The 20,664-nt window shown below is 42.6% G+C and carries 25 protein-coding genes; 9 read left to right on the top strand and 16 right to left on the bottom strand.

Annotated elements, in window-relative coordinates; genetic code table 11:
• Positions 1-153 carry a hypothetical protein gene (locus V7O62_RS11700; RefSeq protein WP_406656505.1) on the bottom strand — a complete coding sequence of 51 codons (153 nt, stop codon included), beginning with the start codon at positions 151-153 and terminating at the stop codon, positions 1-3.
• 195 nt (positions 154-348) lie between these two features.
• Here V7O62_RS11700 and V7O62_RS11695 point away from each other — a divergent pair, with 195 nt between their 5' ends.
• Positions 349-1,626: a YcaO-related McrA-glycine thioamidation protein gene (locus V7O62_RS11695; RefSeq protein WP_406656504.1), complete on the top strand. Its 1,278-nt coding sequence runs from the start codon at positions 349-351 to the stop codon at positions 1,624-1,626.
• Positions 1,623-2,297, top strand: coding sequence for a TfuA-related McrA-glycine thioamidation protein (locus V7O62_RS11690; RefSeq protein WP_406656503.1), 675 nt, complete (start codon positions 1,623-1,625; stop codon positions 2,295-2,297). The genes V7O62_RS11695 and V7O62_RS11690 overlap by 4 nt, the downstream gene beginning before the upstream one ends.
• On the opposite strand, the gene V7O62_RS11685 is transcribed toward V7O62_RS11690, so the two are convergent.
• The 5 genes from V7O62_RS11685 to V7O62_RS11665 form a co-directional block, all read right to left on the bottom strand.
• Positions 2,298-3,113, bottom strand: a complete 816-nt coding sequence (locus V7O62_RS11685) for a metal ABC transporter permease (RefSeq protein WP_406656502.1) — start codon at positions 3,111-3,113, stop codon at positions 2,298-2,300. It abuts the gene before it with no gap.
• 12 nt (positions 3,114-3,125) lie between these two features.
• On the bottom strand, positions 3,126-3,875 hold the full coding sequence (locus V7O62_RS11680) for a metal ABC transporter ATP-binding protein (protein WP_406656501.1): 750 nt from the start codon (positions 3,873-3,875) through the stop codon (positions 3,126-3,128).
• A gap of 1 nt (position 3,876) precedes the next feature.
• Positions 3,877-4,983 carry a metal ABC transporter solute-binding protein, Zn/Mn family gene (locus tag V7O62_RS11675; RefSeq protein WP_406656500.1) on the bottom strand — a complete coding sequence of 369 codons (1,107 nt, stop codon included), beginning with the start codon at positions 4,981-4,983 and terminating at the stop codon, positions 3,877-3,879.
• A gap of 68 nt (positions 4,984-5,051) precedes the next feature.
• Positions 5,052-5,474: a metal-dependent transcriptional regulator gene (locus tag V7O62_RS11670; protein WP_406656499.1), complete on the bottom strand. Its 423-nt coding sequence runs from the start codon at positions 5,472-5,474 to the stop codon at positions 5,052-5,054.
• Positions 5,475-5,572: 98 nt separating this feature from the next.
• The gene (locus V7O62_RS11665) at positions 5,573-5,923 is read right to left on the bottom strand and encodes a DUF1622 domain-containing protein (RefSeq protein ID WP_406656498.1); all 351 of its coding nucleotides are present in this window, start codon (positions 5,921-5,923) and stop codon (positions 5,573-5,575) included.
• A gap of 150 nt (positions 5,924-6,073) precedes the next feature.
• Here V7O62_RS11665 and V7O62_RS11660 point away from each other — a divergent pair, with 150 nt between their 5' ends.
• Positions 6,074-7,513 carry a rhodanese-like domain-containing protein gene (locus tag V7O62_RS11660; protein ID WP_406656497.1) on the top strand — a complete coding sequence of 480 codons (1,440 nt, stop codon included), beginning with the start codon at positions 6,074-6,076 and terminating at the stop codon, positions 7,511-7,513.
• 32 nt (positions 7,514-7,545) lie between these two features.
• On the opposite strand, the gene V7O62_RS11655 is transcribed toward V7O62_RS11660, so the two are convergent.
• The 8 genes from V7O62_RS11655 to V7O62_RS11620 form a co-directional block, all read right to left on the bottom strand.
• On the bottom strand, positions 7,546-7,857 hold the full coding sequence (locus tag V7O62_RS11655) for a hypothetical protein (protein ID WP_406656496.1): 312 nt from the start codon (positions 7,855-7,857) through the stop codon (positions 7,546-7,548).
• An 89-nt stretch (positions 7,858-7,946) separates the two neighbouring features.
• The gene (locus V7O62_RS11650) at positions 7,947-8,126 is read right to left on the bottom strand and encodes a hypothetical protein (protein WP_406656495.1); all 180 of its coding nucleotides are present in this window, start codon (positions 8,124-8,126) and stop codon (positions 7,947-7,949) included.
• Positions 8,127-8,252: 126 nt separating this feature from the next.
• The gene (locus tag V7O62_RS11645; RefSeq protein ID WP_406656494.1) at positions 8,253-8,912 is read right to left on the bottom strand and encodes an MBL fold metallo-hydrolase; all 660 of its coding nucleotides are present in this window, start codon (positions 8,910-8,912) and stop codon (positions 8,253-8,255) included.
• A 25-nt stretch (positions 8,913-8,937) separates the two neighbouring features.
• Positions 8,938-9,522, bottom strand: coding sequence for a DUF1847 domain-containing protein (locus V7O62_RS11640; protein ID WP_406656493.1), 585 nt, complete (start codon positions 9,520-9,522; stop codon positions 8,938-8,940).
• Between the two features lie 18 nt (positions 9,523-9,540).
• Positions 9,541-10,443, bottom strand: a complete 903-nt coding sequence (locus V7O62_RS11635; protein ID WP_406656492.1) for an ATP-binding protein — start codon at positions 10,441-10,443, stop codon at positions 9,541-9,543.
• A gap of 1 nt (position 10,444) precedes the next feature.
• Positions 10,445-11,296 (bottom strand): ATP-binding protein, encoded by an 852-nt coding sequence (locus V7O62_RS11630; protein ID WP_406656491.1) that lies wholly within the window; start codon positions 11,294-11,296, stop codon positions 10,445-10,447.
• A gap of 22 nt (positions 11,297-11,318) precedes the next feature.
• Complete coding sequence (locus tag V7O62_RS11625; protein ID WP_406656490.1) at positions 11,319-11,702, bottom strand: NifB/NifX family molybdenum-iron cluster-binding protein; 384 nt, start codon at positions 11,700-11,702, stop codon at positions 11,319-11,321.
• A gap of 110 nt (positions 11,703-11,812) precedes the next feature.
• Complete coding sequence (locus V7O62_RS11620) at positions 11,813-12,259, bottom strand: NifB/NifX family molybdenum-iron cluster-binding protein (RefSeq protein ID WP_406656489.1); 447 nt, start codon at positions 12,257-12,259, stop codon at positions 11,813-11,815.
• 220 nt (positions 12,260-12,479) lie between these two features.
• Between V7O62_RS11620 and V7O62_RS11615 the strand changes: the two genes are divergently transcribed.
• Positions 12,480-13,022, top strand: coding sequence for a PEF-CTERM sorting domain-containing protein (locus V7O62_RS11615; protein WP_406656488.1), 543 nt, complete (start codon positions 12,480-12,482; stop codon positions 13,020-13,022).
• A 247-nt stretch (positions 13,023-13,269) separates the two neighbouring features.
• Here V7O62_RS11615 and V7O62_RS11610 read toward each other — a convergent pair whose 3' ends face one another.
• On the bottom strand, positions 13,270-13,563 hold the full coding sequence (locus V7O62_RS11610) for a hypothetical protein (protein WP_406656487.1): 294 nt from the start codon (positions 13,561-13,563) through the stop codon (positions 13,270-13,272).
• Positions 13,564-13,806: 243 nt separating this feature from the next.
• Between V7O62_RS11610 and V7O62_RS11605 the strand changes: the two genes are divergently transcribed.
• From V7O62_RS11605 to V7O62_RS11585, 5 genes are all read left to right on the top strand, one after another.
• Positions 13,807-14,607 (top strand): undecaprenyl-diphosphate phosphatase, encoded by an 801-nt coding sequence (locus V7O62_RS11605; RefSeq protein WP_406658297.1) that lies wholly within the window; start codon positions 13,807-13,809, stop codon positions 14,605-14,607.
• A gap of 86 nt (positions 14,608-14,693) precedes the next feature.
• Entirely contained in the window at positions 14,694-15,014 is a 321-nt protein-coding gene (locus V7O62_RS11600; RefSeq protein WP_406658296.1) for a DUF134 domain-containing protein, read from the top strand.
• An 80-nt stretch (positions 15,015-15,094) separates the two neighbouring features.
• Positions 15,095-15,928 carry a P-loop NTPase gene (locus V7O62_RS11595; protein ID WP_406656486.1) on the top strand — a complete coding sequence of 278 codons (834 nt, stop codon included), beginning with the start codon at positions 15,095-15,097 and terminating at the stop codon, positions 15,926-15,928.
• Between the two features lie 114 nt (positions 15,929-16,042).
• Positions 16,043-17,851 (top strand): anaerobic ribonucleoside-triphosphate reductase, encoded by a 1,809-nt coding sequence (nrdD, locus tag V7O62_RS11590; protein ID WP_406656485.1) that lies wholly within the window; start codon positions 16,043-16,045, stop codon positions 17,849-17,851.
• 26 nt (positions 17,852-17,877) lie between these two features.
• Positions 17,878-18,594, top strand: a complete 717-nt coding sequence (locus tag V7O62_RS11585) for a prenyltransferase/squalene oxidase repeat-containing protein (protein WP_406656484.1) — start codon at positions 17,878-17,880, stop codon at positions 18,592-18,594.
• On the opposite strand, the gene V7O62_RS11580 is transcribed toward V7O62_RS11585, so the two are convergent.
• A complete protein-coding gene (locus tag V7O62_RS11580; protein WP_406656483.1) occupies positions 18,560-20,599 on the bottom strand; it encodes a PAS domain S-box protein in 2,040 nt (679 codons plus the stop codon). The genes V7O62_RS11585 and V7O62_RS11580 overlap by 35 nt on opposite strands.
• Positions 20,600-20,664 lie beyond the last annotated feature (65 nt).

Raw genomic sequence — 20,664 nt, 5'->3', positions numbered from 1 at the left:
TTATTTTGCCTGCATGCCGCCTACCATGAAGCGGCAGAGATCCATTTCTTCTGCACTGAGTTTGTCTTTTGAGACTCCATCAATAACAACATGAAAATCCTTCCTAGGACAATCGCGTGCCTTGGACCTTGTTTTAAGTTTCTTATCTCTCATAATATCCTCCTGTCTCTCACTTATTTTAACTACCGGACTACATATATAACATTACAAGAATATTTATAGCATTTATCCCGGTAAACTTTATTATAGGAACACATATAATATAAACATTTTGGCAGAAGAGAATTAAAGAAGCTTACCGGAAGATGTCGCAAGAAATATAATACATGCAAGAGACTTTGGCTAAACATGCCAGAGATAATAATCGACAGATCACTTTCATACATTGAAGGCACCCAACGTGTTTTTGACGAAGCCGAAACTCTTGAGAAAGCAAAGGAGAGCCTCAAGAAAATAGGAGTCACCAGGGTTGCCGGCATCACTGACCTTGACAGATTAGGCATACCTGTTTTTTCAACAATACGGCCAAGTGCGGCAGAAGGAGCCATTTCCGTATATTCCGGCAAGGGCATTACAGAGAACCAGGCAAGAATCTCTGCCATGATGGAGAGTTATGAAAGATGCCTTGCAGAAAGAAGCGGACTTAATAAGGATGTCAACGAGGATATCTCTGCACCGCATGCTATTACCACTTACGAAGAGATTTCCGGACATGGTTCTGCAGTAAACCCTGCATCTCTGCTCATGCCTGAAATGTATTCCCGGGAAAATCTTGTCGAATGGATTCTTGGCTGGGATCTGCTGAAAAACGAAGAAGTTGCGGTTCCTGCAAATGCAGTGTATCATCCCTATGAGGCCCCGGGACAAACAACGAAACTCTTCAGGACAAACACCAACGGCCTTGCTGCCGGGAACGTTCCGGAAGAAGCAATACTGCACGGGCTGCTGGAAGTTATCGAGAGAGATGCCCTGAGCACAGTAGAATTCAACAGGAATCCTGAAAAAGAGATAATCCTATCTGAAGAAGATGGAGAGAACTATGAATTGCTTCGAAGGTTCATTGATAACGATGTTGATATCAAGCTCTGGCTTCTTCCACATGACACGGACATAACGACTGTTGTTGCTACTACCGACGATACCAAGCTGAAGGATCCGGCACTGCTTGTTATGGGAGCAGGATCACACCTGAAACCAGAGATAGCAATCAAGAGAGCGCTCACAGAAGCAGCACAGTCACGAGTGGTGCAGATACACGGAGCCAGGGAAGATACAGAGCGTGAAAAATTTGTCAGGGAAATCGGATATGACCGTATAAAGCGTATGAACAAGTACTGGTACAAGGAAGGTACAAGGACCACAATGGAAGAGATAAAAGACCTGTCAAAAGGCAGCCCTGCCAAAAATATCGATATTGTGCTTGAACAGCTTAAAAAAGTAGTTGACAGCGCAATAGTGGTGGACCTTTCAAGAAAAAGTATACCAGTCCCGGTAATAAGAGTAGTCATCCCAACATTTGAAATGTACACGCTTGACAGGGAGCGTCTTGGGAACAGGGCAAAAGCAGGGAAGAAAAGAAAACTGGCACGTGAAGAGCGTCCCTGGAAACATAGAACACGAAAATGAATCAGAAAGCTCCTAAAACACTGGTTTTTACCGGTACGAGCATCAGCCACGAAGATGCAAAAGATATAATCGGAGGAGTTGCCTTCCAACCCCCAGTCTTCAGGGGAAATGTCGAAAAAGCTGTCAAGGAAGGTTATAAACTCATAGGTATAATTGATGGCATATTTTTTAGCAGGTCGGCTGTAACTCATAAGGAAATAGTCAGGGCTATGGAAGCAGGAGTTACAGTAGTGGGAGGGTGCAGCATGGGCGCCCTGCGTGCTTCAGAGCTTGACATCCATGGCATGATAGGAGTCGGGAAGATCTATGAATGGTACCGGAGCGGAGAGATTGAAGATGATGATGAGGTAGCCGTGGCGACTAATCCGGATACTTTCGAACCGGTCTCATCACCCATGGTGAATATACGCGAGACATTCAACGCCGCGTTCGATGAAGGTATCATTGATAAAGAAAGTTGCAGGTTGCTGACAGATCTTGCTAAAAAGACACATTATGGAGAAAGAAGTTATTTCGGTATAACAAGAGAAGCTTCCAGGGAAGGGATAATTTCCGGGGAAAAAGCTTCAGAACTTTTCACTTTTTGCAGGGACAACGAAACTGACCTTAAAAGGGAAGATGCCATACTGGTCCTAGAAAAAGTAAAGGAGCTGATGAGCGGAGAAAACTGATCAGCCGGCTATTTTTGGTTTCAGCCCATCATACAGAAAATGCAACATGTATACTGTTGCCATCACAAGAATGATTGTTGCACCTGAAGGAACGTCGAAAGCGTATGAGAGGAACAGACCTGCAACACTGAAGATTGCACCAAAGAAGATCGCAAGATACATCATCTTCCTGAGGTTGTTCGTATAATGACGGCTTAAGGAAGCAGGCATTGTAAGAAGTGCGATTATCAGGATGATACCTACAACCTTTATGAGCAAGACAATTGTCAATGCTATAAGGCAGAGCAATAAAAGGTAGAGTTTCTCTACATCGATACCCGAAACCTTGGCAAATTCCTCATCAAAACACAAGGCCATGAATTCCTTATAGTAGGCATAGACCAGAGCTATGATCACAATATCAAGCACGATCATCAGATAGATATCCGAGCGTGGTACCGTGAGTATGTTTCCAAAAAGATAGGACATAAGATCAGGTGCATATCCCGGAGTAAGATAAATCAGAATGATACCTATTGCCATCCCCAGCGACCATAGAATACCAATGATGGTGTCTTCAGCAACCTTAGCTCTTTTGCTGACGAGACCCATCACAATAGCTGAGAGCAGACTGAAAGGTATCAACCCGTAAAGCGGGTTTACACCAAGGTAATAGCCAATGCCGATTCCACCGAATGAGGCATGAGAGATACCACCGCTTATGAATACTATTTTCTTGACAACAACATACACACCAATGATTCCACATGCGATACTTGCAAGAATTGCCGCTATTATGGCATTCTGCATAAAACCGTACTGAAGTATTTCAAGCATCCCTAGCACCGCTCAGTGTATTTTTAAAACCCTGTGTGGTACACCGTGTGCTATAAGCTCGACAGGACACTGATATGTGGCTTCAAGATCTTCGGCACTGACTTCTTTGGAGTTGTGATAGTGCAATTTCCTGTTAAGACATGCAATCTTATCCACATAGACCGAGAGAGCACTCATATCATGAGTGACCATCAATATGGCAATCTCTGATTTAAGCCTGTTTAGAAGTTCATAGAACTCTCTCTGCCTCTTAGAATCAATACCGGTTGATGGTTCATCCAGGATAAGCAGTTTGGGCCGGGTCACAAGTGACCTTGCAATAAAAACCCTCTGTTTCTGGCCACCGGATAGTTCACCTATCTGCCGGTCCCTGAATTCAAGCATGTCTACCGTTTTAAGAGCTTCTGCTGCTGCTTTTTTGTCATCTTCATCGAATGATCTCAAAGGACCTTTATGGCTCAGGCGGCCCATTAGGACCACATCCCATACACTTATGGGAAATTCAAGATTAGAAGAAATGTACTGGGGCACATACCCCACATACTTCCGGGTCTTTCGGGGATCCTCATTAAGGAGTTTCACCGAACCCCGGTTAGGTTTGATCAATCCCAGGATAACCTTAAGAAGAGTGCTTTTGCCTCCTCCGTTAGGACCAATGATTGCAAGGAAATCCTTATCCTCAACGGCAAGATTCACTTCTTCGAGCACGGGAATATTGTCATAACTTACCCAGATATCCTTGAGATTGATCACTTCAACCATTTTAAGCCAGTCCTTTTTCAAATGCTGCTGTTACGTTTGCAAGATTGCCTATATAATCTTTTGCAAGCGGATCGACCTCTACAACCTCACCGTCGATCTCATTGGCTATTGTTTGCGCACTTGTAGTACTGAAACCTGACTGTACGAAAATTACCTTTATATTTTTCTCTTTTGCCGTATCTATCAGGCGCTGCATGTCCTGGACACTCGGCTCTTTGCCTTCTATTTCCACGGAGATTTGCTCAAGACTATACTCGTCTGCAAAATAACCCCACGCAGGGTGATAAACGATAAAACTGCTACCTTCTTCTCCTGCAAGCGTTTCCCTGATGTTAGCATCTGCAGCATCCAGTTCTGCAATGTATGCGTTCTTGTTCTGTGTATAGAAATCCGTATTTTCCGGATCAACCTCGACAAGACCGTCATAGATATTCTCAACCATTACTTGTGCTTCCTTTGGAGAAGTCCAGATGTGAGGGTCCCTAGACTCGGCAGAGTGGTCATGCTCTTCTTCTGATTCGTTAGCATGATCATGCTCGTCCTCATGTTCCTCTTCATGCTCTTCTTCCGATTCGTTAGCATGATCATGTTCTTCCTCATGCTCTTCTTCCGATTCGTTAGCATGATCATGCTCGTCCTCATGTTCTTCCCCATGTTCTTCTTCTGATTCGTTGGCATGATCGTGCTCGTCCTCATGCTCTTCACCTTCATGGTCGTGAGAGTGGGCTTCCATGGTCCTTAAATGAACACCGCTTGAAGCGTCAACTACCAACATGTCAGGATTTACCTCCATCAGCCGGTCCATCCACACATTTTCAAAAGACAGGCCCGAACCTACCTTTACATACATGTCAGCATTACTCAGATCCCTGAGCTGTCCCGGAGTCACTTCGTAAGAGTGCGGATCAGCCCCGGGAGGAACCATCACCATCACTTCTACTTCATCTCCTCCGATTTTTTCCACGAACTCGGCTTCAGGCAGAACGCTTACTACTACAAAAGGTTTGTCCGCAGATGATGCGGAAACTTCTTGCTCATCAATGCATCCGCTTACAAATGCAAAACATAACGTTATGAATGCTATAAATATCAATTTTTTTCTGTTCATCAAATAGCCCCGGTTTGTATTATAACCAATCAATTTGCATATATACCAAATTTAACCAGATAACAATATCAGGAAATATTACACGAAACGTGCTTGATCTTGCCACAGACACCAACTGTAGGATGACCCATAGAGCTGCATATCGCATCAACTGCAGATTTGGAAACAAATGACTCGAAACGTGATGCTTCCTCACATGCAGATTCCGGCGACAATCCATAATGACTCAACATTAGACTCAGTATATTATGCCTGTTTACAAGAAATTCAGCATACCTGCGACCTTCCTCAGTAAGCTTCACACCACGGTACGGGATATGCTCCACATAACCGGTTTGTGCAAGGTCACTGATGGTCTTTGTAGAAGTAGACGGATCTACTTTTAACTGCGCAGATATATCCGTCGTCCTTACAAGTTCCCCCTTTTTGGAGAGGAACTTAAGATACTCCACTTTTTTAGGAGACAGTTCAAGCCCTGTGATTTCCTGCATAGGATATGCTTTATTACAGGAGGTATATATTCTTTTTGAATTTTGGCCAAAAAAATACGTTATTTTTGGAGTTTATCCAAAAATCAAATTATATGCACTCACTCTTCAAATTGATATTCTTCCACTTCCTTACTGAGGAAGTAACCAAGTATTGTCCTGACAATAACCAGAACACTCAGGGACAATAAATCAGAAATACTTGGATTCATAACAGACAGTATAACATCCGCAGCTATCAAAAACTCAAGACCGAAAAGGATCTTATCCGTGAACTGATGCCTGATGTGAGTGTAAGGATATTTTTTTTTGCGGAATTCATGAATAAAAATCTCAACTGCTGCAAGAACACCACCGTAAATGATCAAAAACATTCCCACAGCCGTGAGAAATACTTGAAAAATAATTAATACCGTCTGACTTAGTCCGGCAAAATTCTCCATTCCCACCATATGCCCCCATCTCCAAAACCCAATATAGATTGGAATCATCGAGCTAAAATAATTTTCGTACCCGGTTCCAGAAACAATTCAGCCTATTGAAAATTTATTTGTAATATCCTGAATTAGAATTACATAGAAATCCAGGGGAATGGAAAGACTATGATAATACAGCAGTATTTTACAGAAGGAATAGCGCACAGTTCATACATACTCAGCGGAAACCGGACCTGTGCAGTGATAGACCCTCGCAGGGACACCGATCTTTATGTGCAACATGCAAGAGAACTTGGTGTCAGGATCACACACATACTGGAAACCCACCTTCACGCAGATTTCATATCCGGTCATATAGATCTTGCTGAAAGGACAGGTGCAAAAATATATGCCCCGAAAACCGCCGAATGTGACTTTGAGCATATACCCCTTTCAGAAGGAGATTCCTTCATGATTGAGGATATGAAGATCGAAGTGCTTGAAACTCCGGGACATACCCCGGAACATATATCCTATATAGTAGCCGACACATCCAGAGGAGAAGAGCCTGTTGCCCTTTTCTGTGGAGATACACTGTTCGTAGGTGATGTGGGCAGGCCGGACCTGTTTCCAGGGAGAGCGGAAGAACTCGCCACTAAACTTTATCACAGTCTCCATGAAAAGATTCTCTCACTCCCCGATTTTTGCGAAGTTTATCCGGCCCACGGAGCTGGCTCTCTTTGCGGCCGTGCGATGGCTTCCAAAAGAACGAGCACAATCGGTTATGAGAGGTTGTATAATTATGCCCTTAATATAAAAAAAATAAATGATTTCATCGATATTCTGACTAACAGTATGCCTGATGCTCCGGACCATTTCAGCAGGTGCACCGGAATAAATAAAGAAGGTCCCCTGCCTATCAAAAGACTGGTACCCATAAAGGCACTGAATAACGAAGACTTTGTGGAACTGGCAGGAAGGAAGGACACAGCTATACTGGATATCCGTAGTTTTGAATCCTTCGGAGGACAACACATCCGGAACGCATACAGTATAGACCTGAATAGTAATTTTGCAACATATGCAGGCTGGCTGATCCCTCCTGACAAGAATATCCTGCTTGTTACGGATAATTATGGACAGGCACTTGAAGCATGCATCCAGCTTCACAGAGTAGGACTTGACATGATCGAAGGCTTCCTTGAAGAAGGAATGTTCGGATGGGTCACAGCAGGACTTGAGACCAGCCACGTACCTCAAATATCAATTGTTGAGCTCCATCGCAAGATTACAGGAGTCAGCGATCTGGTAATCGTGGATGTACGATCCGCTTCGGAGTATGAGAACTTCCATATCCACAATTCAATAAATATCCCAGTTCATGAGTTGCGTGAGCGATTTAATGAACTTGACAAAAATGCTGAAATTGCACTTATGTGCGGTTCAGGACAAAGATCAAGCATGGGGTGCAGCCTGCTCAAGCAAAAAGGATTTGAGAAAATATACAATGTAGCGGGTGGTATGACTGGCTATGCTGCTGCAGGTTACGGACCCGAATGCCCCAGATGCGTACTTCCCTGGGCACCATTTTCTGATTCGAAAAACACAATAAAAGAGGATGCGTGAAACAGGTATCAACCTGTTTACACCAGTTGGTTTTATTTAACTCCAACTTCCAGTTTAATTCCTCCTATCCATTTGGCTACCATGTTATAGAACCATGCAGCCAGTATCCCTACTATAATTCCTATTATTCCATAAAATATTGGAAGCAGGATTATAGACCCGACACCAAATAGCAGGCTAATTGCACCAAAAGCACCAAAACTCTGTGCGGCCAAAGCCCCCAGAATTGATATTAAAGTCATAATTGCTCCGATTACCAGTCCGAAAAGAGCATATACGCATCCAACTACAATCCCGAGAGAAGATACTCCTACCTTATTGACAATAACCTTCTTTTCTACCATGCAAACCCCCCTTTGCCTTGAATTTTGCTTCTCTTTACGTACTTTTACGATCTACTGTCCCCAACATAGCCAAGATACAGCCAATACACTCAGGGAACACCACGATATATGAATGCATCACGTAACAGATGCGTAAAGTCCGCAATCTCATCAGAAGATAGCCATAGCAATGCCAGAAACAATATCAGTATGACTATCTCGGAGTAATCAGGAATGGATTGCACCACATGTGCAAAGGTGCCATGATTTTTATTCGTAGAATGTACCATACCTTTCCCCTATGAAACATCTTTTCTAATAGGATAAAAGGATTGCGAAAATAGATAACTATTGATAATTACAAAACAACATTAAAAAAGGATGCATGAAAGAAAGTTGTAAAAATCTTCAGTGGATCAAAATTTCCTGATATAACCAGCAAATATATCCTCAAAAAAATCCGGATACTTTTCACGGATCTTATCCTTATGTGTGGTACAATGGCCTGCACCTATTAGTTGCATCCCACCTAACAGATCATATTCATGACTGTTATGAAGGCCACCGATAATGCCTGTAACTTCACCGAAAACGGATGCAGAATCTAATACAGTCTTGAGTCCCGGATGAGTACAGCCTGTTACAACAAAGAAACCTTTGCCAGAATCAATTACAAGAGATTGTTCTCTGATATCTGTTCCAAGTTCTCCTGTCGTATAGACATTTTTGCATATATCTTCAGCATCTTTTATCTCATGGAGAACCTGACACCTCGAAGAAACATCCCTTCGAAGATGGGGAGAAAAGCTTGCAGGCACATAAATCTCCATATCCGGTTTCACATCCAATATAGTAGGCAAACCTCCGATATGATCCCAATGCTGATGAGATAGCACAAGGGTGTCAATATTCATAGGAGATATTGAAAGCCGGCTCATATTTGCCAGGAGCAAATGACCATCCCAGCCAGTATCGAACAGGATATTTTTTTCCGGAGTCTCGATGAAACAGGAAAATCCCCAGCCTTCTTGCAGACCTTCTTTTGCCTCATTGTCATAAACAACAGTCAATTTCATCCTGATGCCCCTGAATACATATTGCTTATTCCTCCAGGCAAAAAGTTTTCTTCAGGTAGTAGTCTGAATATATAGCACCTGCAGGATTGTGTGCAAGCACCCTGTCCTTTACTATAAGGGTCGTGACCGGAGCAGCAGAGTGCTGTGTGAACAATATATCATGACCGATGCAGAGGCCAACGATGATATTTAACTGAGTTTCCTTGTTTTTGAGCAATGCTGCCTGAGCGATCGGATTGCATGTCGGATCAAAATTACCGGGATGCAGTTTCTCAAGAGCGTATTTATCCTTATCAATACCCGAAACCTTGCAGCAAACGGAAGATACTTCGAAATCCTTTTCGAGTATTCTCTGGATGACCTTTGCTTCTTTCTCAAGACCAACACAAAAAGCAAGACCCAGCTTCTTGTACTCCATTTTCTTAGAGTAAAGTATCAATTCCTCAAGCCTTGTTTTCTGCATATAGTATTGAGCTTCGATGGAGGCAGATATCTTCATGGATGTCAGATCAGATCCCTCATAAATTGTATTATCCGTCAGGCCAACACAATCCTTGCCTTCACGACATTTTTTTTCATCACAGAATGCACACTTCATATTGTCTATCACCAGCTTGCCAGCATTCGGCTAAGAATTGATTAGGTCCACACCACAGGAATTTCTTTCGGCAAACAAATATTCCCGGACCCTTTCCCACATGGAGCAAATGCCGGAACTGAAATTGTTGTCAACATACTCAGTAACCGTCTTACCTTCCACCATTGCTGCTGTCGGTGTTCGATCATAGGGAAGGACACCTACCACTTCTATTTCCTGAGCCATGCAATAATCCTGGATCATCCGAGTATTCTTTTCGTTGACATTGGATTTGTTGATGCACACAAGCACAGGTATCCTGAAATGCTTCACAACTTCAAGCACTCTTTCAAGGTCATGAACGCCTGAAAGTGTAGGTTCTGACACTACCAGTACAAGATCAACACCCGTTATTGCTGCTATAACAGAGCAGCCGGTTCCGGGAGGACCATCAATGATAATAGCATCTTTATCATGCTTTAAGGCAAGATCACGAGCAGTGTTCCTGACAACCGAGACTAGTTTGCCACTCGCCTCCTCACCGATGCCCAGTTTTGCATGTGCCATGGGTCCGAATCGAGTCATGGAAATAAAAACTTCTCCTGCTTTGCGATCAACCATTGTGACAGCATCGAAAGGGCAAACGTATTCGCAAACAGCACATCCTTCACATCCATAAACATCAACTTGAAAATCATCATCTATTGCACCGAATCGACATGATCCCCGGCAGCTGCTGCAGAAAGTACACAACTCCCGGTCAATGCTTGCAACTTTCAGACCATAGAAGTCTTTTTTTTCTATTATTTCCGGACTCATTATCAGATGCATGTCTGCGGCATCCACATCACAATCAGCTATGACTGCATTCTCTGCCAGAGAAACAAAAACCGAGCTGACAGTAGTTTTGCCGGTACCGCCCTTACCGCTGATTATAGTTAGCTGCTTTACCATTTCAGCCCTCCATGCTGTCCGATACCTGTCTGCAGATATCCCCGAACATTAGAAGAAAACGTTCTTTCCATTCGGGCATTTGCGTCACGAACGGAACACCTTCCGAGTACAACACTGCTATTTGCCCCTCATCAGGAATCTTCATCAGAATGGGAATTTTTTCAGACCTGCAGTAGTTCTCAATCAGCTCATCTCCTACACCAGCACGATTTATGACAATCCCGAAAGGTATTTCCAGTTGCCTTACAAGCCCTACTGCAAGTATCAGATCATTAAGTCCGAAAGGAGTAGGCTCCGTTACAAGCACACAGTGATCAACATCTGTTATAGAAGCTATCACAGGGCAGGCAGTTCCGGGAGGAGAATCGATTATTGTAATTCCGTCTCCACCGATGTTGCCCTTGAGGCATTTTATCACAGGAGATGCCATTGGCTCAGCTGTGAAGAGCCGACCCTGCCAGAGATCAATATCAAAGTCCGCTTTGCTTCTCTCAACGACACCGATCGTCCGCCTGAATTCATTTATGGCATCCTCAGGACAAACAATGATGCAACCCCCGCATCCGTGGCACAATTTAGGGAAAAGCATCGGGCCGCTGGAAAGAATTGCAATGGCATTATACTGGCAGAATTGTGCACATTTACCACATTGAATGCACTTGGTCTCATCAATCTCTGGAACAGGGATCACTACGTCCTGGTAATTTTCAAGGCATGAGCGAAGGAAAATGTTGCAATTCGGCTCCTCTACATCACAGTCAGCCAATTTAGCCTCATTCAGCGACAGGGCAAGATTGACTGCTACTGTCGTCTTGCCCGTACCGCCTTTGCCACTTGCAATAGCAATCTTCATACTCTTCCCTTTTCAGATAATTTCAATTGCAGTGCACATGACTATGGTCATGATCATGGCCGGCACATGAATTGTCCTGAGTTGCCTTTGAAAGCTTTCCAGACTTCCAGGCATCAATTGCATCTGTAACTTTACCCGATGCACCGACAAAAACATCTATCCCAAACTGCTCAAACATTGTAACAGCCTTTCTTCCAAGTCCTCCGCAAAGCATTACATTCACACCGGCTTCAGACATAAGTTCAGGAGGAAGGCCTGAGCCTCCATTATGTTCACTTGTGTTTGCGATAATTGAGACTTCTTCCGTATCAGTATCGTATACTGTATAGACAGGAACTTTTCCGAAATGTTGACCAACCACGTCATCAGTTCCGCCCTGTCCCATTGATGGTACGCTAATTTTCATAATATCACCTTATATTTTATTCATACTGTTTTGTTTACTTCGATAATTTCATAGAATCATCCGCATGGTAATAATTCCCTGAGATCCACTTCTAACCCGGAAACTCCGGTTTATCTTTTACCAGGAGAATTCGGTGACTCTATTTTTTCCAGTGATCCGGCCCTGTAAGCTGAAACCGCATCTACTACCGACCCGGCCCGGGAAGAAAATATTCCGATTCCTTCAGCGGAGAGAAGTGAAAACGCATTAGGACCGACACTTCCGGTAATAAGAACCGCTACATCCTTGTTGATTATTTGCTGTGCTGCCCGGACACCAGCTCCCCCGGAAGCTGATAAGCTTGCATTATCAATCACTTCGAATTCCATTGAATCAGGATCTACAATGATGAAATACCTGCATCTTCCAAAATGAAGATCTACTGAAGCCTCAAGGTTGTCTGACATAGATGTGATACATATTTTCATTTTCTTCACTGTCCTGTGAGCCGACAATGTCCTTGTTGGAATAGAAATACCAAATATCGGACTACTTGCGGGATAAACAATTAAGAACATAAGAGTGAAAATATAAATAAGTTATCCACAATGTATATATATTTCTGCACATTAAAGCAGAAAAGATAAACAAAAAAGTAGTGGATAATTTCACTAAGTTAAGAAAATATTACACTTTACAACTTTTATTAACCACCACTTATAAAATTAAATAATAAAGTTTATATTTGAATAATCCATAAAAACTTATTAACTAAATCAAAGTTAGGTGGTACTAAAAATGAGAATGATTTACATGCTACTTGCTTTATTCCTCCTGATAGGAACAGCAAGTGCAGATGGAGTATGCATAACCTTCGATGAAGGTCGATTGGTAGTAGGTGAAGAAATAGGTGATACTTATGCGGATTTGGGAGTAACATTCTCAGATGGAGCAAAAGTTGTTGACACAAAATGTTGGGGAACAGATCTAGGGTTTCATAACCCAGATAATCACGTAACCACAATTTCCTTTTCTCCAGCAGTAACATCGGTTTCAATTGAATTCGAAGATGCATGGAAGGGCAACATGGATGCGATTCTTGTAAACGGTGACGTACTGAATGATAAAAAGTACAATTTTTGGTGGTTTACCGAAAAAAAATTGGTAATTGAAAGTGTCGATGTGCCCATAGTAAGTGTTGGATTATCAAGTGGAAGTCCATGTGTAAATTCGATAAAATACAATAATTTATGCTACAATCAAATTCCAGAGTTCCCAACAATTGCACTCCCAATGATTGTTATAATCGGTCTCGCATTTGTGTTCAGAAAGAGAGAATAAACTTATTCTCTCATCAGCTCTTTTTTCTTAACAGACTCTACCAAATAAAAGAATACTATAACAAGAGGCACATGCGTTGTGAAATGAGTAGTCACCTATTTTGCACTATAGGTGCCTGAACTTCCAAAATTAAGGTTGTAGATTCTTGAATTAGATACCTGTTTTTGTTAATTCAAAATGAGAATTTACAGACAGCCATCACTCTGGTCAGACTAAAAAAAGAAATAATCGTTCTCATATGAACGATCTATTCGATATCAACTTCCAGACCACCAGCAAGTCCTGTAATCCCATTGAAAATCACCGCTATGATCACACCGCCTACGAATCCGATCACCGTGCATACGATAGGCATCGCTATTATCGTTCCAAATCCAGAAACCAGTCCTATGTTAAGGACTGCATATCCCATCATAAGCCCCATTCCAAGAGTTATAAGACTCATAAAGAGTCCAGCTACAAGTCCAAGGATTCCGCAAATCACTGCAAGGATTTTCCCAAACGAGAAGACTCCAATATTATTGATGTATTGTTTTGTCATAAAATAATCTCCCTCAGATGTTCGCTTACTTATCACTGAAACAATATAAAAACACTCGTAGAGCATTTTTTATTTTAATGATGCTTTGAATTTATCTTTTCAAATTACTGAAAAATTAAACCCGAACTGCCAAGTAAAGGGAGTCTAAAAAAAAGAAAATGCAAGTAATAAATTCTGATTAACCAATTTGGCAATCTCAATATAACCAAGCAATATATATACAAATAAAGAAGATAAAGCGTGATGTTAACAGTTTTTGAGGCGGTCATACTTGGCATAGTTCAGGGAGTGGCAGAGTGGCTACCCATCAGCAGCGAAGGAATGACATCTCTTTTGATGATCAATGTTTTTGGCAAAACACTTGCTGAAGCATTGCCAATATCCATCTGGCTGCATACGGGAACACTGCTCTCAGCGGCCATATATTTCAGGAAAGATGTAACGGAAATACTGAAAGATATACCCCAATATGTGAAAAACCTGAGTTCAGGCGCAAGTGAAGAACAACCAGTCATCACTTTCCTTATCGTATCAACGATGTTGACAGGCCTGATAGGTTTGCCACTGATCATTCTTGCGACAGGTGCGGAAGATATCTCCGGTAAAATGGCAACTGCTTTTATAGGTCTGCTGCTGATATTTACCGGTGTTTTGCAGATAAGTGCCTCAAAAAAGATGACAAGAAAAGAGCAGCCTTCATTAAGTGACTCCCTTGTCACGGGGATTGCACAGGGATTTGCCGCACTTCCGGGAGTAAGCCGCTCCGGAATCACTGTTTCCTCACTTCTGCTTAGGAACTTCGATGCAAGCCAGGCACTGAAACTGAGTTTTCTCATGAGCATACCTGCAGTACTGGTCGCAGATGTAGGGGTCGCAGCGATGGGAATGCTGACGATCGATGCTAATTCTCTGCTGGCACTGTTATTTGCATTTGTCTTTGGTATAGTGACAATTGACGCTTTCATAAAAATAGCCCGGAAATTTGATTTTGCCATATTTTGCATAGCTCTCGGATTGCTAAGTCTTCTGGCATACTTTTTGTAAGAAGGGACTGGGAATTAAGCACATAAGAGAACAAATACTTAAAGTATTCTGATAAAATTTAAATACAGGCATATCCTTCAGGAAAACTGATGAAATGCAGAGGAAGACCCAGGTCCCCAAGAAGAGTGGAGTGCTCACCTGAAGCCTTTTACTTCAAACCAAGAGGAATTCCCCTCAGAGAACTTGAGACCGTATCTCTTGCCATCGAAGAATTGGAAGCGTTAAGGCTAGTCGACCTTGAAGGTATGACACAGGAAGATGCGGCTTTTAACATGGGAATTTCAAGACGTGCATTCTGGGAAGACCTTCAAAATGCAAGAAAAAAGGTAGCATTAGCGCTTATAGCTGGCATGGCTATTGAGATTGCAGGTGCGGATAACATCGAAACCGGAAAAGAGCAACAATGATTCTTATCCGCATTATAGTTGCTTAGCAAATACTACTTAGGAAATAGATTCAAACTACAATTTTTCAAAGAGGAAATTAAATGGCACAAAATATCCAGAGCCCTGAAGCTCTATTAGAGAAACCTGAAGAACCAAAACTCATCAAGCAGATGAGAGCTATCAAGAACAAGATAATGGTCATGAGCGGAAAAGGAGGCGTTGGTAAAAGTACTGTTGCTGCAAACCTTGCTGCACGCCTTGCAGATCGTGGATATAAGGTAGGTCTGCTTGATGCTGACATACACGGACCAAGCATTCCCAAGATGTTCGGGATAGAAGATGAAAAGCCCAATGTCGGCGAGGAAGGTATCATCCCCATACCTGTAACCGAAAATCTGACTGTCATGTCCATAGCACTCCTGATAGAAGACAAGGATTCACCTGTCATATGGAGGGGACCTGCAAAGATGGCAGCCATAAAACAGTTCCTGGAAGAGGTTGCATGGGGCAAGCTGGATTACCTTTTCATAGACCTGCCTCCCGGAACCGGAGACGAGCCTCTGAGCATTGCGCAGCTTATCGAGAAGCTTGATGGTGCTGTAGTCGTAACTACCCCGCAGGATGTAGCTCTTCTGAGTGTCAGGAAATCCCTTACATTTGCAAGTATGCTCAATGTTCCTGTAATTGGTATTGTGGAGAACATGGGTGCCATGAAATGTCCGCACTGTGATGAAAAGATAGATATCTACGGAATGGGTGGAGTTGAAAAAGCTGCAGCAGATTTTAATGTAGATGTTATCGGAGAATTACCCATAGACCCTGCAGTTGCAGAAATAGAGGACCACGGAAGAGTACATCTTGAAGGAAACAATGACCTTGAGTGGTTCAAAGAATTCAATAAAATCGTTGACAGCGTGGAGAATTTCAAGAAATAAATTCAATTAAATAGATTTTCTTCACTCTTTTTATCTTTTTTCACTTTTTCTTTAGTCGCTTGCTCTGTAATTTACATAGTTACCTTTATAGTCCTTCAAGAAGGATATTCAATCATGGGAGTGGAAAGTAACAGCAATAATGTAGACAGACTTGGTTTTATGGATCCCATTGGACTCGTTGATGAAGTATTATCCGATAGTATCTGGCTGCTCAAAGAAAACTCGAATACACGCACTAGCCCTTCAGTCATCGACCTATACCTTGCAACACAAATCAAGAAAAGGTATGCTCTTGAGAAACTTTACTCAAAAGAAGTAGCAAATGCCCACCTTAATGGCAGCATACACATCCACGATCTTCACAGCCCGTTCAAGCCCTATTGCAACGGAATAGATGCAAGAATTTTCCTCATGGACGGCCTGAAGTTACCTGATGCAGTCAGTTCTCCCGCAAAGCACTTTGAAGTTGCACTGTATCATTCAATGTCTTTTATGTTGCATTCACAGCAGTTCTTTGCAGGAGCACAGGCTATTGATATGTTCAACTGGCTACTCGCTCCGCATCTGCACTACGATGATATTGGTGAAGAGAAATTAAGACAGGCAATCCAGGGATTCATGTTCCAGATGAACCAGTCAAACCGTATAGGTGCCCAGAGTGCTTTTACCAATATCGGACTTCGAATCAAATGTCCACCTCTGCTCAGGAAAGAAAGAGCGATATTTGGCGGCAGATTACTGGACGAAACATACGAAGATTTCGAGAAAGAAGCAAGGGCCATATACAAGGCTTTCATGGAAGTAGCAGCCAATGGAGACGGAAGTGGAGCACCCTTTACCTTCCCACTTATCACGACAGCAATAACAGAGGATATTGACTTTGATGACGAACTCTGGCACAGTACAATGAAAGCAACTTCATCCACCGGTGCACCTTACTTCCTCAACCTTGCAGCTGATTACCTTGAAGAAGAAACAGTTCAAGCAATGTGCTGCCGTTTGCTTGCAAAACATTCCGGAGGAATATGGAGCGCAGGAGGGGTCGGAACCGGTTCGAACAAGGTAGTTTCGATCAACCTGCCCGGAATATCCGCAGGGATTAATTCCCACAATGATTTCTATGCAGAGCTTGACAAGGTTATGGAAATTAGTCGCGAAGCATTGCTGGAAGGCAATGAAATCATTAGAAAATCACTCTATGAATGGGGACTGCTACCCTGGTTATTAAACAGCACCAGTGAAGGCATTCCATATTATGACTTTTCAAAACGTCATCTGACCTTCGGAATTGTCGGCCTGAACGAGTGCCTTTTGAACCTGACAGGTGAGTCACTGATAGAGCAACAGCAAAAAGGGCAGGAGATAATCCGGCATATAGCTGAAAAAGTTATAGAATTTTCACTGGCTGATGGCATTGAATATACACTGGAACAGACACCTGCAGAGAGCACAGCCTACAGGTTTGCCCTGATTGACCACACCAAATACGGAACCAGTGCAAATGTACAGGGCACTGCGGATATCCCTTATTATACTAACTCAACCCATGTCCCGTACAACAGCGGAATTTCCCTGATCGAGAGGATAAATATCGAATCCGAATTCCACCCTTATTTTACAGGGGGCACCATATGCCACATATGGATAGGAGAAAGTACTCCCGATCCTGAGGGGCTGAGCAAATTCATCAGAAAACTTGCAGGTACAAAACTTGCATACTTCTGCCTGTCTCCTGATTTTTCCATCTGCACCAGCGGACATACAACGCATGGAAAGATGGAGAAATGTTCACTTTGCGGAGAAAATGTGGTAGATCATATTTCCAGGGTCACAGGCTACTATGGACATGTCAGCAACTGGAATCCAGGCAAACGCATGGAATACGAGGAAAGACACAGATATAACTGCTCTGCAAAAGAATAAAATAATCGGCTGGCATCTGGAAATGCATGCAGTTCCAAATTGAGGAAACATTTAGCTGGATTTCTTCCAGGGATGTCCGTAGTGTGAAAGAGCTTTCACGTACTATCCTAGCATGCGATCTCTGGAATATAGAAACAGATCTTGCCCCGGAACTTATAAGCTTGAAGAGAGAAGGTTGTTGGGAAGAATCTTTGAGAGATACCGCAAGGGCAGCTTCAACACTTGCTTCCAGAAATGTCATTTACCCGGAAGTAGTGGAATGGCTGCTTTCAAAGCAGAAGGATGGGGCATCATGGAACAACGATGTTTATGATACTGCATATGTCCTTTCATCCCTTGCCGATATGGGAGTTCATGACAGAAAAGCTTGCTTGTGGCTTGTTGAGAACTACGGACCCGCATGGGAGCATCCCGGCACAACAGCCTTGATAATCAGTGCCCTGACCAAACAGGAAAAACTCAACAAAATTGAGAATACAGACATCAAAGAATTCATATCCGAACGTGCCGAATGGATTTTATCAAAACGTACTTACAAAGGAGCCTGGAAAACCATCGCCACAAGCAACATAGTAATGCAGGCTTTGATACTTGCAGGATACGACAATGAACTCGAAGAACCCATCCATTGGTTACTGGACAGAATGAATTTCAACGGATCATGGGGAAAAAATGAAGGGGACATCAATACGACAGCATTGACTCTTATTACTCTTGCTTCTCTGGAGAAGATTGGTTTTTAGTATCTTTCTGTTTGGCAGGAAGAGTTACATGGATAGTAGTACCTGTACCCTGTTTGCTCTCAGCCCAGATACTTCCGTTATGGGCTTCGACTATCTTCTTGCAAATGTAGAGACCAAGGCCGTTCCCGCCATACTTGCGAGTTGATGAACCATCCACCTGATAGAACCTATTGAATATATTCAATATATCCTCATTTTCGATACCAATTCCATTATCCATGATTTTCAAATGGATTTTATCATCTTCATTGATGGCTGATATATTTATAGATCCCTTGTCAGGAGTAAACTTCACAGCATTATCAATGAGGTTTACAAACACATTCCTGAGGTAATCCAGATCCCCTTCTATAAAAGGAAGATCAATCGGGAGATTCTTTTCAATCGTGTGGCTTTTGCTTATTATTTCCGGTGACCTGTCATGTAATGCAGATTCAACGACCTCTGCTAATCGAAGAGGAATAAAAGTGTAATCTACGCTGCCGCCTTCCGTTATACTTACATAAAGAAGCGAATCGATCAGTCTTTTAAGCCTTTCAGAACTAAGCATAATCTTTTCCATGGCATCATGTTGTTTTTCGCTCAGTTCTCCCAGAGCTCCGTCAAACATCAGTTCACTGTAACCTTTAATCGGAATCAGTGGTGTAGTTAGTTCATGCCTGAGATTTGAGAGGAACTCATCTTTCATCCGGTCAAGGGACTTAAGTTCCTCATTAGCCCTTGCAAGTTCCTCTGCGTACTTGTTCAGGGCTTCTTCTGCAGCCTTACGCTCGGTGAAGTCTTCGACAACGCATACACCACCCATTAATTTGCCTTCTTCGGATATCACCGGACTAAATTCAGCTTTGATGGGAATGACCTTATTTGAAAATGGAGAGTCGAAATTATCCTCGTACCTGGCAGGAATACCCGCAAGGACCTGCTGTATAGCCTTTTTGATAGATTCGTCCTTGAAGGACTCGAGCATATTGAAGCCCATTATAGCGGAGATCACTGTTTCTTCAGGAGCACCTACAATCTTCACAAAGTTCTCATTGCACTGTGTGATTACACCCCTCTCGTCAAAATGGAAAATACCAAGAGGTGATTTCTCGAATATCATACGATACTTGTTTTTGGAGATGGTCATCAGACGCTCTTTCATCTTACGTTTGGAGATGTCATTTATAAAAGCGCCGTGGAACACTTCTCCTTTCACACGGGTAGTTGTAATTGAAATCTCCAAGGGGAATTCACTGCCATCCTTTCGAAGACCTGTTACCTCAAATATCCGGCCTACTACAGGAGATTTACCTATAGATATGATCTGATCCCAACCCTCATGGGCTTTCCTGTACCGCCGGGGCATGATGAGAGTAAGAGGTTCACCCAGAATTTCATTCGCCTCGTATCCAAATAATTCACGTGCTGCCTTGTTCCAGAGCGTTATGTGACCGCTTGAGTCAGAAAAAATCACTGCATAGGTGGCAGATTCAAGAAAGGACAGAAGCTTTTCGTTTTCTTTCTCTACAATAGCTTCGGATTCTCTTTCTGCTGCCTCCCTTTGAGCTATATCGTTACCTGTCAGAAGAAAACCATTCGAAGAATCATCCTTGTTTTTGAGTATGGTGACATTTAAGTCCATGCTTATTTCCGTGCCACTCTTACTAAGTAAGGAACACTTAACGGAATATGCCGTGTCAGTATTTTCACAACTTTCCGAAAAAAAATTTTCTTTCACTGACTTCCGTGAGTTCTCCGGTATAAATGTCTCGAACCAATTTTTATTTTCGATTTCCCGGATATCATAGCCGGATAAGGATTCGGCCTTTCGGTTAATGGAGACAACGTTGTGATCATTGTCAATCACAAGGATAAAGGCATTTACCAGGTCAAAAAAACCTTTTGCTAGATCTAATTCATCGTAAGAGAGATTACCGGTGAATAGAGAATTTGAATCAACTTCCGAAGGGCAATTTTGCTCGGTGTTTTCTGATAATTCGTGATTCTTTTTACGACATTCCATCCATACACCTTAATCCATGAAAACCAGCCACATACCAGATATAATTTCAAAATGTTTAGAGATAC

The sequence above is a fragment of the Methanolobus sp. ZRKC2 genome (assembly GCF_045291185.1).
Lineage (GTDB): Archaea > Halobacteriota > Methanosarcinia > Methanosarcinales > Methanosarcinaceae > Methanolobus.
The sequence above is the reverse complement of the archived record's forward strand: the minus strand, read 5'-3'. Positions and strand labels throughout refer to the sequence as shown.